The organism is Desulfovibrio sp. ZJ369 (assembly GCF_011039085.1).
GTDB lineage: Bacteria > Desulfobacterota > Desulfovibrionia > Desulfovibrionales > Desulfovibrionaceae > Desulfovibrio.
Genome location: NZ_JAAKEI010000029.1, coordinates 1 through 12,807, shown reverse-complemented (window position 1 = coordinate 12,807; position 12,807 = coordinate 1). Strand labels below are relative to the sequence as shown.

Below are 12,807 nucleotides of genomic sequence, written 5' to 3'. Positions count from 1 at the left end.
TTTGTCATAATCTGTTGTAAAATTGCAAAAGTCTGTTATAGGTTGAGATGAATTGAAGAAGACAGGACAGGTAAAGTGGTACCACTTTTCAAGTGGTCCACTTTACGTCCTGCCCCCTCAACGCCGGGGGTGGCTTGCTTATTCGCCTTCGGCTCAACGCTAGAGACAGGAAAACATCATGGAAGACAGTCAGGCCAATGGACAGGAAGTCACCGCGCAACCCATTGAAAACATTGTGCGGATTGACGACGGCAAGATGTTCACCACCTCGCTGATCGTGGCGCAGGCGTTCGAGAAGGAGCATAAAAACGTGCTTCAGAGCATCCAAAACCTGGAGTGCTCTACGCAGTTTAACCAGCTCAATTTTCAGCCCGTTGAATACAAGGATGCCAAGGGGGAACTGCGTCCCGCCTATCGTCTGAGCCGCGACGGCTTCGCGTTCCTGGCAATGGGCTTCACGGGCAAAAAGGCGGCGGCCTGGAAAGAGAAATTTCTGGAGGCCTTCAACGCGATGGAACGGGCATTGCTGATCCAGAGAGGTGAAGAGAGCGCCTCACTTGCCCACGATGAGGCTCCTTCCTTGCCCGAAGAACCACATCCCAGCCGTTTTTTCAGGCCCAGAAGAAAAATCGGAAAGAGCGAGCTGGCAGCGCTTAACGGCCTTCTTCGCTTGGAAGCCCTGATCCAAAAGGATACATGGGAAAAAGCCGTTGAGCGGCTTTGCCAACGAATGCACATTGAAAATATTGCGGAACTCCCCAAGGGCAAATTCCATGAAGCCATTGTTCAGATCTTTGAAGTTCTCTTCCTTGTAAAAAAGGACAAGCATCAGGAAGTAATGGCCTCCACCGATGAATTGCGCCTTACCTTGCAGGGCATGATCAGCTTTTGGAATACTTTATCAGAATATAAAGAAACAGAGATTCGTACCTACGTTTTCAATCGTTGCGGCGTGGACAGTTTGGACGAGCTTGGGACGGAGCGTGATCTGTTCAAAGCGATTCTGGCGGTCTGGAGCGGCTTCTCCAATCATAGCCTGAAATGGAAATACTGGTAATATGTCGTCTCCCGAGAAAAGGCCCAAACGCACGGAGCAGATCAAGGCCTATGTGACGCCCCGGGAGTTCACTCTTATCATGGAGTCCAGCGAGCGGGCCGGGCTGAGCATGTCGGAGTTTGCCCGGCGCGTGTGCCTGGGCTTCCGGGTTGAGAGTCGGGAGGACCAGCAGGCCAGGCGGGAACTGCTCAAGGTCAATGCCGACCTGGGGCGGCTGGGCGGCCTGCTCAAGCAGGCCCTGACCAGCGGCCACAAGGAACAGATTTATGGCCTGCTCCACAAGATTGACCAGCTTCAAGCCAATCTGAAGGCAAAGATCAGGGCATTATGATCAGCAAACGCATTCCGTGTGCGCCCCAAAATGATAACTACGCCCGGCTGGCAACGTATATTGCCGCCGGGCGTGAACATGACATGCAGCAGGAGCTGAGCGATGGACAACGGCACTACGATCCGCAGCGCCACTTTGAAGCAGATCAAGGCCTTGCCGGAAACCGCCTGCGCAGGCTGTCCGAATGCAATCTGGCATCGTATTCTCAAGGGCAAAAAAGAGGAGTTGCGAGTTTTCTGTCTGTTGATGCACGCGCTGATCGACGAGCCGCTGAGCGCGTGCGACGGGACACAGATTTTCCCGAAGATGTAAAGCCTGAAAAATGCCTTATGAGCTGGTGCGCCGGTTGCTGGGCCGGGGATGATTACGAGCTGGCCATGCAGGAAGTGGCCGATACCCAGGCGCTTAATACACGCACCAGCCAGGAGAAAACCTATCACCTGATTGTGAGTTTTCGGCCGGAAGATGAAAGCAGGCTGACGCCGGAAGCGTTCAGGGCCATTGAGGATCGCTTTGCCCAGGCCTTGGGTCTGTCTGAGCATCAACGGCATTGCGGCGTGCATGTGAACACCGAAAACATGCACATGCATGTGGCCTACAACCTGATCCACCCGGAAAAGCTGACGCGCGTGGAGCCCTGGCGGGACTACATCAAGCGTGACAAACTGTGCCGGGAGCTGGAACGCGAATACGGCCTGGTTGTGGACAACGGCCGCGATCCGGCCCAGGCGCGCGGGCTTGGCGTGAAGGCCGCAGCCGTGGAAGCGCACTCTGGCCAGCAATCCTTTGAAGGCTACGCCCGCGACCAGGGCGAAAGCATTCTGACCATCCTGGAAAATGCGCGTTCCTGGGAAGAGGCGCATCAGGCTTTTGCCCGGCATGGCCTGGAGCTGAAGCCGCGCGGGGCCGGGCTGGTGATCAAAAACCGGCATGGCCGACACACGGCCAAGGCCAGCGCCGCGCATCGGGACTTGTCCCTGAAGAAGCTGGAAGCCCGCTTCGGAGCCTTCCAGCCGCCCAGGGAAAAGCTGCCGGACAGCGAGCGGCGCTATGGCGCGGATCCTCTTCAGAAAGCGCCGAACCGAAACCGGCTTTGGCAGGAGTTCCAGGAGCAGCGCCAAGAGCAGAAAGCGGCCCTGGAAGCTATACGCCAAAAATGGGAACGGCAGCGGAGGGAATTGCAGCGCAGGCCCATTGCGCGCAGAACCCGCGCAAATCTTATGAAAATGGCCCGCCAGTATGAGGCCGAAGAGATCCACGCCGCGCGGATGAAACAGGGAGCGGGCAACTGGCTGGATTTTTTGCGGCAGAAAGCCGGGCAAGGCGACGAAACCGCTCTGGCCGTGCTGCGCTCCAGAAAAGAGGAAGTCGCGCCGGATCTGCCTGCAATTTCCCAGGAACAGGAGCGCGTGCAGGCCCGCGCGGCCTATCTGGCCCACAAGACCGTGATTCTGGAGAACGCCGTTTTATCGGCCAGGGCAAAAAATCGTCTTGTGGGCGTGGCCCTGATGCAGAGCGTGGCCAGCGGGGCCACGGCCAGAATCAGCAAGCACGGCAGCGTGATCTACACACTGCCTGACGGCGGGAAAATCTGCGACACAGGGCGCAGCATCAGCTTCAGCCCTGCGGCCAGGGAAACGGCCCTGGCCTACATGGCCGCCAAGTGGGGCGTAAAGAGCCGCACCCAGGATCGGGATTCAGGGGAGAGTGTGTACATTTTGGCCAATGGCCAGAAGATTTTTGAGCGGAAAGGGCGGAATGTCTTTGAGCGGCCTGCCGCCGTGCAGCGGCCGCGCCAGCAAGAACAAAGCCGGGGACAGAACCAAGGGCCGGAGCGGTAGCACGAAAAGCAAGACGGCCTTGCCTATTGGCTAGCCGTCTTATTTCGTCACTGGAAACTCAGCGTGACAACGCTCTGTCCTTGCCTTTTTCCTGGTCCTGTCCCAGAGCGCGGGAAAGATGCAGCATGTGTTCCTTGTACACAGCCTTCAGGCATTCTTGCCGCCGAGAAAAATAGAGTTTTTCTGCCGGCGTGGCATTGCCTTTGGCGTAATCGGATAAACGTCTGCATTGCGTTTTGATCAGGCTTTCCATGACCGTATCCATGATACGGGCCTTGGGCAGATTTTCCGGAGCATAGGTAGCCTGGAAATCTTCCCTGGCTGTCCTGGGGTTGCTGACAATCCGCCACCGCTCCATAATTTGCTTGTGGCCGTTTTCCGATTTTTGGGCCAACTCTGTTCCATACACACTGAAGTCACGCTGAACCGCAATTTTTTCCATCGCCAGCAATGTATCAAAATCCTTGGCTTTCAGCGCAAGGCCCATTTCAGAAGCAGCCTTTTGCAATTCTTTTGAGAGTCGCAATCCCGGTTTAGATTCTCTAATACTTGCTAAAATATCATCCGCCATATCCAATCGGTGGGCAAACTCAAGAGGCGAGCCAGTTTTTGCCATATTTTTCTACCGCAGTGGAAAGGTTTACGCCTTTTTCTATAAGCGCTTCAAGGCCCATGCACTCTTTAAGTGTTTGGAGATATTCAGCAGGCAAAGGCAATGTACGGTGGAGGGCATCAGCCTCATCATCCTTTCCTTCATCAATGAGCGCCATAACCTGCTGCACGACTAATTTTCTTTCCTCTTCCGAAAAATGTTTCAAATTCGGTTCCTGCATGGCTTCCTCCAGACGTAGAAAACTTTTACTCCAACGAATATATGCGAAGGTTCCAAGTCCCACAAGCGCCCGTTTAAACAATATTTTTTAATGGAACTATTTTTCAGAATAAAAAAATTTTTATAGTGAAAAATAGTTACATTTTTATTGTGTTTTCCCCTCATGCCTGGCCAGGTAAGCTTCCAGAGCCGCCCTAACCACATCCACTTCCTTGCATTCATGTTCAAAAGCAAAGCGGCGCAGGCGCTGATTCAGCTCCAAGGGAAGAGTGAATGTCTTGGCCTTCACCGGCCCTCCCCTGGGCCTGCCTATTTTCTTTGCCGTGTTCTCTGGTTGGACGACTTCCGCCCGCGCTTCCGTCGGTTTAAACAGATCGTCTGCCCTGGGCGAAGCATCAATTTTTATCCGTCGTTTTCCTCTGTCGCCAAGACCCATTTTTATATCCTTATGGTAATATTTTTTTATGTAAAAAAATAACTACTGTTTTCTTACCCTGAGCATGAACTCCCTGGCAAGTGCCGCGTAATCCTGAGCGCCATAGCTCTGTCTGCGGTAGTCAAAAATGTTCTGCCCATTGCTGGGCGCTTCTGCCAGCGCCACATTGTCCCGGATGGCCGTTTTGAAAACCAGGTTCCCCCAGCGATCTTGCAGACCGGCGGCCACGTCGCGGTTGAGCGACTTACGCCCGTCAAAGAATGTGAGCAGAATCCCCAGAGTATGGAGCCGGGGATTGAGATTTTCAATGACCCCTTGCATCGTCTCCCGGATCAGATCAAGACCGGCCAGGGCATAATATTCCGCCTGTACAGGTATCAAAACCCCGTCGGCGGCGGTAAGGGCATTGACAGTCAAAAGCCCAAGGCTTGGAGGACAATCAATGATGGCGAAATCATAGGCCGCGTCTTTCAGAGCTTTTTTCAGAAGATTCTCACGCCCCAGCTTTGAGGCGAAGGCCAGCTCCGCCACAGCCAAATCCCTGGAGGCGGGCAGCAGATCTATTCCCCTCTCCAGCGAAAGAACGGCATCCTCAAGTCCTTTACTGCCGCCAAGCACCTCATAGGCCGAGCCATGCAGATCCGATTGAACAAAGCCGCAGGCATCCGTCAGATTGCTTTGAGCGTCCAAATCTATCAGCAACACCTTCTTTTTTCGGCCCAGAACCATGCCAAGATTGTGGGCTGTCGTTGTTTTACCAACGCCACCCTTTTGGTTGGCCACAGCGCATACATACATGCCTCACTCCTTTTTTATGTAAAAAAATTATTATATTTTTATTTTTAATAATTGATATTTTTTTACATAAAAAATTGAATATGTAAATATATTTTTTCGAGATAAATACTGCCCATAATTCAAGGAGGATGTATGGGCATTCAATTTCATCAGTTCCGCAAGAAGAAGCAGTGGGTCGTCACCTGGCGAAACCCGTGGACCGGGAAAAAGCATACGCAGAGTTTTGCCGATGAAGCTGCGGCAATGGCCTTTGAGGCGGCACAGGCGGAAATTGCGGCCAGGGAGCGGGCCTTGCTGCGCAAAGCCCGTAAGCAGACAGCCGGCCGGAGCCGGATCAATGTGAAAGACCTGCTGGATAGCTATTTCAGGCTGGCCCACACGAATCCGCTCACGATTCGGCAGGCCCGGTATCATGCCGGCCAGATTATTTACGCATTTGGCCATCGCCTGGCCAGTCAGATCAGCCGGCAAGACATGCTCAATTTTTCCGAGGCGCAACAGTTGCGGGGCATTGCCCAGATCACCGTCAATCGCCGTGTGAGCATTCTCCGCGCCGCCCTGAATTGGGCAGTGCGAAACGGACTGCTGCCGGCAAATCCGCTGCATGATCTGCGGCTTCCCCGTGCCCGCGCGCAACGCATTGCACCGCCTACGGCCAAAGAAGCCAGAGCGATCCTGGAGGTGGCCGCTCCGCATGTGCAGCGCGTCGTCATTCTGGGCTTATGCGCCGGGCCGCGCATCGGCCCCAGTGAACTTTTTCGCCTGGAGTGGCGGGACGTGGACTTGGGCACGGCAATGTTGCGCATGCCAAGCGCCCGGAAAAACCATCTGGAAGACGGCCGGGACATACCCATCCGCAGCGACCTGCTCCGGATCCTGCAAGCATGGCAGCGTCATGACGCGGCGCTGGGCATCCGGCATGTCATCTCCTGGGGCGGCCGCCCGGTACGCAGCATATGCCGGGCCTGGCACACGGCCCTGGAGCGGGCGAACATCAAGCGCCGTATTCGGCCCTATGATCTTCGCCACGCTTTTGCCACATATGCCCTGGCCGGCAGTGCCGACATCGGCAGTGTGGCCAGCCTTATGGGGCATGTTGACGCCTCGATGATCCTCAATACCTATCAGCATGTCCAGGACAACCAGAAGCGTGCGGCTGTGGAAGCCGCGCCCGACATCCTGGGCCTGGCCGGAGCTGCCCGCGCGAAGCGGCTGCCGGGGATGTAAGAAAACGCTTCCGGGTGCGCCGCAGGCGCATCTTCCGCGCCGGAACTGACCAGCGGCGGCTGTTCCCTTGTGCAGCTCCGTGCGCTTGCGTACTCGCTTCCGCAGTCACAGCCGCCGCTGGCTGGCGTTCCGTCACGGAAGCAGACCCGTGGCGTTTTTTATCTTCTCATAGGGCTACGCCCATTATCGAGCAGGGGGAAAGGGCCCGCTTTCGGCAAAACCCTTTCCCCCAGCTCGAAAAAGGCTGGGCTACTCCAAAAGGAGAAGTTGCCATGAGTCAGGAAATCACCGTTGTCACAGAATCCCTCATTCCTTCCGAAAAGATGCTGGATGCCATCATCCGTCATTTCGGGTTTCGCACTACCGTCGTTGAGATGGCGGTATACGCCTACATGCGCCATTTGTGCCTGGAATACAGCGGGGGAATGTGGAGCTATTACGAGCTGAGCAATGGGGGCTTTTACATGTCTCCAGCAGGAGAAAGATTTTATAATCTTGTCAGTCCCAACGGCTACAAAGACGCCATGACATCCAAAGAAGCTGGAGTTACGGCCTGCCTGTTCGCTTTCAGCTTTGTATCTGCGAAGTACCAGAGCGAGCGACTTTGTGATCATTATGAATGGCTATGGGAATATATCAGCTACTGTGGCAGTAAATCCGCGCAAAAGATATTTGCGGCCATCGACTAAAGAGGGCATGGCCTCTCTGGGAGACCGGGGAGGCCTCAAAAAGCAGGTCTTTTTAAGAAAATTATACTGCACAATATAATTATATTGTGCAGTATAAATACATGGAAATCTTTGAAGGAGAGCTTCCAGAATGCATACTTCTCTTGGATAACAAGGAAAAGAGGAAGTATGGGTATTACCGATATAAACAATTCGTGAATCAGCAGGGTGATTCCTGTGATTGTATCGCTGCCCGGCCCTGCGCCTTGTTTAGGGGCGCAGGGCGCGTTCCCGGAACTGTTTGCGCTTGTGGGCGGAAGCGTGCCGGATCTGAGGGGGCTGTTTCTCAGGGGATACGGTGCACAAAGCCATGCTCAGAATAATGGCTCCACTGTAGGCATAACGTCCACCACACACCGCTCCGGGATATTAGGAGAAGTCCAAGGAGACAGTTCACGTCCAATTAGCGGAGGGCTGTCTAATGTTCAAGGAGCAGCTACGCCAAAGGGTGTAGCAGCATCAGGAGTCTTTGAGCGACACATCCACTCAGACAGAGCGGCAGGATCGTATGGAGGTAGTTATTTTACCAACCTGACTTTTTCATCCAGCCGTGTCGTACCAACCGCAGAAGAAAACAGGCCTGTAAATATGGCCGTGCGCTACCTGATCCGAGCCCGGCCCTGATACTTGCCAATCAGGCATGAAGGGGTTATCTAAAAAGGGAACCCCGGCCCCTGCGTCAACAGGAACCGGGGCTGGCACGGCGCGGTTTGCGCCCCCGTGCACGGCTACCAGTGTGACAAGCCTTTTCGACCCCGAACCACTCGCGATGGTTCGGGGTCAACTGTTATCTAGCCGTGGAGACTAGAAGCAGGACCAGTACCAGCGCGATGATCGCGGCGAAAACAACTCGCAGCATGGCCGATACCCTCCTTTTCCGTTTGCGCCGTGCCGACGCTCAGGCCAGAGGGTAGCCGTGCCCGTTCCTTATATCCAGATCTTCCACGCGCCACAACGCTTTTCAGACCGGCGCGCGCGTTCCCGGAACTGTTTGCGGTTGTGGGCGGACGAGTTCCCGATTTACGCGGACTTTTTTTGCGTGGTCACGGCTCCCATACGTCAACGCATTATGGCACCGTGACGCACAACAGTGCGGAACTTGGCCAGGTTCAGGGTGATGCGATCCGGGAGATTTGGGGGCGTTTTCCTGAACTGATCGCACCTGGTTGGGGAACAAGCACCCAGGGGGCCATGTACTACGGCAGCCCCTGGGATTCAGGCGTGCATCCGCCAGCAGGAGGGGACTGGGCTAAACGCGGAGCCAATTTCTACGCCTCGCGTGTTACTCCAGTCGATAGCGAAATCCGTCCGGTAAACCGGGCTGTGCGCTACCTGATCCGGGCACGTTAAGGCATAGCCCTGATGAGATAGCGGACGGCCTGGTTATCGGGGCGCACTTCATTGGCCACGGGAACTCCACCGGCAGAAAGATCAAGGCCATAATTGGTGCTTCTCCAATTGTTGTCCCACGATCCCCGGATGACTGTGACTTTATGGCTTCCTAGAGGCTTAAAAATGCCGCTTCCGTTCAGATAACCGCCAAACCCGACACTGATACTACCCGACGCGGAAATATCACGCATGGCGTGACCCTGATGCGCTCCCAGCCCTGCGGAATTTCCCCCATGCCCCCGCAAAAAAAGTCCCCTCAGATCCGGCACAGTGCCGCCCACAAGCGCAAACAGTTCCGGGAAGGCGCATTAGGTCCAAAAACTCATTTAGGGACGTGCGCGAATAAGATAGCGTACAGCTTTGTTTATGGGGCGATTCTCTGTAGCTTGCTCATACTCAGCGGCCCCAGAGTATTTCACTCCGTACTTCCTGAAGTCCCCTGAGTGTGAATAATCGAGAAACGCTCCGTATCCTCCCCCGTGATAGCCCGTGCCGTTCACAACTTTACCAACGGGATGCGTGTGCCTAGGCTTTTCTGCGTCCTGCTGGACTCCCAGAGTACCACTCTTTCCCCCGTAACCTCTCAGAAAATATCCCCTCAAGTCCGGGACCTTCGCACCCATAACCGCAAACAGTTCCGGGAAAACTGACCGCGAGATGCTTTGTCCGTTACATTCCAGCCAGTTACTCATATCTTCCGGGTTCGTCGCAACTGGCCATGCAATGATGGTCCCGACCGGGACGCCGCCCGAGCCTTGGGCCGTTACTGCCACCTTTGTGGGATCAAAGCTTGTGGCGTCTGCGCCGTGGGCCGCCTGGGCCGACAGGAAGAGCAGAAAGAGCCAAAGGAACAGCGGGAAGGAACGAAATCTTTGCATTTGAAATCTCCCAGGAGAAAGGGGCTGGTCAGCCAGCCCCGGACGTACGTTAGTTACCCATGCACTCCACGGCGTTGGCCACACATGCGCAGGCATCCGCCTTCAGCAGGAACGTGGCCACGGCGTCATCGCCCTTTTCTCCCTTGGGCAGTTTCAGGCCGGAAACTGTCAGATCATCAGCAAGGGAGAAAGCAAGTTCCTGTTCGCCGTCCACTGCCAGCAACGCCATTTTGGTGATCCGCAGGCCCTCTTGCAGAGCCGTGGCCACTGCGCCCTGGTTGTTGACCACAACCACATGCGCCTTGTCTTCCTGTTGCTCCGGCGTGGCCAGAGTCACGGAGCAGCCGTTGGCGCTGACCTCGGCGCTCCCGTCCACGGGGATGTTTTCACGGAACGCTCTGTCGAAAACCGCCGCCATATCCGCTTTGGGCAACAACGGCGTGGGGGTAATGCCGAAGGTTTTGTGAAACAGCTCCAGCAGGATGGCCAGCACGCCTTCCGAAGCCGTGGAGACATAGAGGCGCTGCGCCTCCAAATCCCAGATGCAATCCGTCAGGGACGGAATGAAATCGGCCTTGGAAGTCACCGTGGACGTGATCGCCTCTTTCAACTCCTTCTTCCGCTTGCCTGAGACTTTGCCGCCATTGGCGGCGGCTTCCTCCTTGAGAGCTTCCGCCAGACGTATTTTGATAGTGGCGCTGGAGGGCTTGCGTTCGTCGATCCGCAGGGAAAAGGCCAGAAAGCGGCCGAAGTCCATGCCGAAGCTGAAATCAAGGTCAAGCGGATCAGTGAGGCCGACCCAGCCCACACGCTTGCCGTCAGGGCCGGGCGCGGGCGAAAAGGCATGTTCCCTCAGCTTCTCGGGATCCGGCTTTTTGGCCTGAGCCTCGAAAATTTTCATTGCCGTGGTGGAGCTCATGAAACCGGACATTGTTCCTCCTTTCAGTGTTTGGGGGGATTGTCGTAATCAGGGCTGCCGTCGTCCTTGGCCCAATAGCGGGCCTTGCACATGGGGAAGCCCGAGCAGCCGAACCACACGCCGCCGTTTTTTGTGGGCCGGGGCACCAGAGGCTTGCCGCATTTTTTGCATGTATGTTCAGACAGCGCCGGAGCCTTGCGGATTACGGGCCTGCCGTCCACATTGTCGTACTTTGCGCCGCACGCCTTGTCCGAGCAGGCAAAAAAGTCATATTGGCCGGAGCCGTCTTTTTTCGTGCCCTGAAGGTGTTGCAGGGGCTTGCCGCACTTCTCGCATAAAAAATCCGTCAGTTCCGCAGCTCCCTTTTCTTGTCTGAGGCCCGGCCGACCGTTGTCATCGGCAAAAATGGCCCCGCAGGCCTTGCAGCCCCAGAAATTCCAGCCTTTTTCCCTGGAGTAAACATGCCGGAACTGCTCCCGGTTCCCGCAGGCCGGGCAAGGGACGGCATACGCCTGGACGAACCGGCCCAGCTCTTCCATGAGCTGGGCATGGAACGCGCCCACGCATTGCACATAACTGACGTTGCCGTTGGCCACATCGTCGAGCCGTTCTTCCATGTGGCTGGTAAAATCCAGATCCAGAAAGCCGAATGCGCCCGCCAGAGCGTCCACCAGCTTTTCCCCGCGCGGCGTGGGCACGAGGAAAGCTTTTTCCTCCTTCACATAGGCGCGCGCGGCAATGTTCTCCATGATGGCGGCATAGGTGGCCGGACGGCCGATGCCGCGCTTTTCCATCTCACGGATCAGCGAGGCCTCGGAAAAACGGGGGGCGGGCTTTGTTTTTTTCATCTTCACTGCGCCCTGGACAGCCGTAGCCTGGCATCCGGCCTTGAGATCCGGCACGGCGTTGTCGGGCTCCGCCTCTTCCGCGTCGGCCAGGGAAGCGTCCGCAGCCATGACCACTTTCCAGCCCTGTTCTCTGAGCGTCCGGCCTTTGGCCTCAAACACGGCCTTTTTGCCGTCCACGTCGCTGGCAAGCCGGGCCACGCGCACGTCAAAAACGGCATCCGCGAGCTGGCTGGCCAGGGTCCGGATACGTATCAGGGCATACAAGGCTTTTTCCTGGGGAGTATCCCCGGCGCTTTCGACCTCGACGTGCGTTGGCCGGATAGCTTCATGCGCTTCCTGGGCTCCGGCCTTGCTTTTCCACGTCCGGGGTTTCTCCGGCAACGGCCAGCCGTTGGAGTCAGCGCAGGCTCGGATTTCAGCAATGGCCGTCTCACTCAGGTTCGGGGAATCCGTCCGCATATAGGTGATATGTCCGGCCTCATAGAGCTTTTGCGCAATGGCCATCGTGTCCCTGGGCTTGAACTTCAGCGCATTGCTCGCCGCCTGTTGCAGGGAAGACGTGGTGAAAGGCGCGGGCGGGGCCGCCCGGCTTTCTTTTTCCTCGCAGGAGAGAATATCCAGGGTCCGCAGGGCCGCGATTTTTTCGGCTACGGCCTTGTCCAGGAAATATTCCTGACCATCTGCCAGCCAGCCTTCCCTGGGCAGCCAGCACGCTTTCCAACCGTCGGAAATGTTTTCAACAGCCTCAAAGATCAATTCCACGCCAAAATGCGTGGTGGAGACAAAGGACCGGATAGCCCGCTCCCGCTCCACCACCAGCCGCACGGCCGGACTTTGCACGCGCCCGGCGGACATTTTCTCCTCCCGTACCGCCCGGCACAACGGCCCGGAAACCTTGTAGCCGCAAAGGCGATCCAATGCCCGCCGCGCTTCCTGGGCGTGGACGAGATTCATGTCAATGTCGCGCGGACTGTCCAGCCCGGCCTGGACATCCCGGGGAGTGATGGCCGTATAGGTCACACGCTTATAGGCCTTCAGCCCGAGGGCGTCTTTCAGATGCCAGGCGATCCCTTCCCCTTCACGATCCGGATCCGATGCCAGAAAGACTTCCTCCGCATCCCTGACCAGCGTCCCGAGCTTCTTCAGCACGTCCGGCTTGGTTTCCGTATAGCGGAGCGTGAAATCCGGCGGCTCCAGGCCATAGCCCTGATTCGGCAGGTCGCGGACATGGCCGCAACTGGCGGCGACGCGCCATTCCGCGCCCAGGATGCCTTGCAGCTTTTTGATCTTGCCGGGGCTTTCCACAATCAGCAGTTTCATCGGCACAGCTCCTTGCCATGATCCCTGGCGCAATCCCTGCCGACCTGGCGCTGGACGGCCTCAAGGCCGCGCGCCTGGTGCAGATCATTGAAGTCTGTCAGGCCCTGGGCCTTTTCCCTGTCGGTGAACGTGGGCACCCTGACCGTGCCGTTGACTTTCCGAGCCGCCAGTCTGGCTTTCTCCACTCCCACATTGTAAGC

The 12,807-nt window shown here is 56.4% G+C and carries 14 protein-coding genes; 5 read left to right on the top strand and 9 right to left on the bottom strand.

Annotated elements, in window-relative coordinates; genetic code table 11:
• Positions 1-178: 178 nt before the first annotated feature.
• Genes G7Y51_RS09530 through traI form a run of 3 tightly spaced genes read left to right on the top strand, consistent with a single transcriptional unit; the run spans position 179 to position 3,229 of the window.
• Positions 179-1,057: a Rha family transcriptional regulator gene (locus tag G7Y51_RS09530; protein ID WP_165176894.1), complete on the top strand. Its 879-nt coding sequence runs from the start codon at positions 179-181 to the stop codon at positions 1,055-1,057.
• A gap of 1 nt (position 1,058) precedes the next feature.
• Positions 1,059-1,388: a conjugal transfer protein TraJ gene (locus G7Y51_RS09525; RefSeq protein WP_165068959.1), complete on the top strand. Its 330-nt coding sequence runs from the start codon at positions 1,059-1,061 to the stop codon at positions 1,386-1,388.
• Positions 1,385-3,229, top strand: coding sequence for a TraI/MobA(P) family conjugative relaxase (gene traI / locus G7Y51_RS09515; protein WP_346773697.1), 1,845 nt, complete (start codon positions 1,385-1,387; stop codon positions 3,227-3,229). The genes G7Y51_RS09525 and traI overlap by 4 nt, the downstream gene beginning before the upstream one ends.
• Positions 3,230-3,287: 58 nt before the next feature.
• Here traI and G7Y51_RS09510 read toward each other — a convergent pair whose 3' ends face one another.
• The 4 genes from G7Y51_RS09510 to G7Y51_RS09495 form a co-directional block, all read right to left on the bottom strand.
• Positions 3,288-3,845 (bottom strand): hypothetical protein, encoded by a 558-nt coding sequence (locus tag G7Y51_RS09510; protein WP_165176890.1) that lies wholly within the window; start codon positions 3,843-3,845, stop codon positions 3,288-3,290.
• Positions 3,820-4,062, bottom strand: coding sequence for a hypothetical protein (locus G7Y51_RS09505; protein ID WP_165073199.1), 243 nt, complete (start codon positions 4,060-4,062; stop codon positions 3,820-3,822). Before G7Y51_RS09505 ends, G7Y51_RS09510 begins: the two co-directional genes overlap by 26 nt.
• 144 nt (positions 4,063-4,206) lie before the next feature.
• Entirely contained in the window at positions 4,207-4,497 is a 291-nt protein-coding gene (locus G7Y51_RS09500; protein WP_165176888.1) for a hypothetical protein, read from the bottom strand.
• Positions 4,498-4,539: 42 nt separating this feature from the next.
• Positions 4,540-5,295 carry a ParA family protein gene (locus G7Y51_RS09495; RefSeq protein ID WP_165176886.1) on the bottom strand — a complete coding sequence of 252 codons (756 nt, stop codon included), beginning with the start codon at positions 5,293-5,295 and terminating at the stop codon, positions 4,540-4,542.
• A gap of 132 nt (positions 5,296-5,427) precedes the next feature.
• Between G7Y51_RS09495 and G7Y51_RS09490 the strand changes: the two genes are divergently transcribed.
• Both G7Y51_RS09490 and G7Y51_RS09485 read left to right on the top strand, forming a co-directional pair.
• Positions 5,428-6,522 (top strand): site-specific integrase, encoded by a 1,095-nt coding sequence (locus G7Y51_RS09490; RefSeq protein ID WP_165176884.1) that lies wholly within the window; start codon positions 5,428-5,430, stop codon positions 6,520-6,522.
• Positions 6,523-6,794: 272 nt separating this feature from the next.
• Complete coding sequence (locus G7Y51_RS09485) at positions 6,795-7,211, top strand: antirestriction protein (RefSeq protein WP_165176882.1); 417 nt, start codon at positions 6,795-6,797, stop codon at positions 7,209-7,211.
• Positions 7,212-8,596: 1,385 nt separating this feature from the next.
• Here G7Y51_RS09485 and G7Y51_RS13580 read toward each other — a convergent pair.
• The 5 genes from G7Y51_RS13580 to G7Y51_RS09465 all read right to left on the bottom strand — a co-directional run.
• Positions 8,597-8,833 (bottom strand): hypothetical protein, encoded by a 237-nt coding sequence (locus G7Y51_RS13580; RefSeq protein WP_206214302.1) that lies wholly within the window; start codon positions 8,831-8,833, stop codon positions 8,597-8,599.
• Positions 8,834-8,968: 135 nt separating this feature from the next.
• Positions 8,969-9,520, bottom strand: a complete 552-nt coding sequence (locus G7Y51_RS09480) for a phage tail protein (RefSeq protein ID WP_165176880.1) — start codon at positions 9,518-9,520, stop codon at positions 8,969-8,971.
• Positions 9,521-9,569: 49 nt separating this feature from the next.
• On the bottom strand, positions 9,570-10,451 hold the full coding sequence (gene rdgC / locus G7Y51_RS09475; RefSeq protein WP_165176878.1) for a recombination-associated protein RdgC: 882 nt from the start codon (positions 10,449-10,451) through the stop codon (positions 9,570-9,572).
• Positions 10,452-10,462: 11 nt separating this feature from the next.
• Complete coding sequence (gene topA, locus G7Y51_RS09470) at positions 10,463-12,607, bottom strand: type I DNA topoisomerase (protein WP_165176876.1); 2,145 nt, start codon at positions 12,605-12,607, stop codon at positions 10,463-10,465.
• Positions 12,604-12,807, bottom strand: a 204-nt coding sequence (locus G7Y51_RS09465) for a hypothetical protein (protein WP_165176874.1), incomplete at its 5' end; no start/stop codon positions are given. The genes G7Y51_RS09465 and topA, both read right to left, overlap by 4 nt.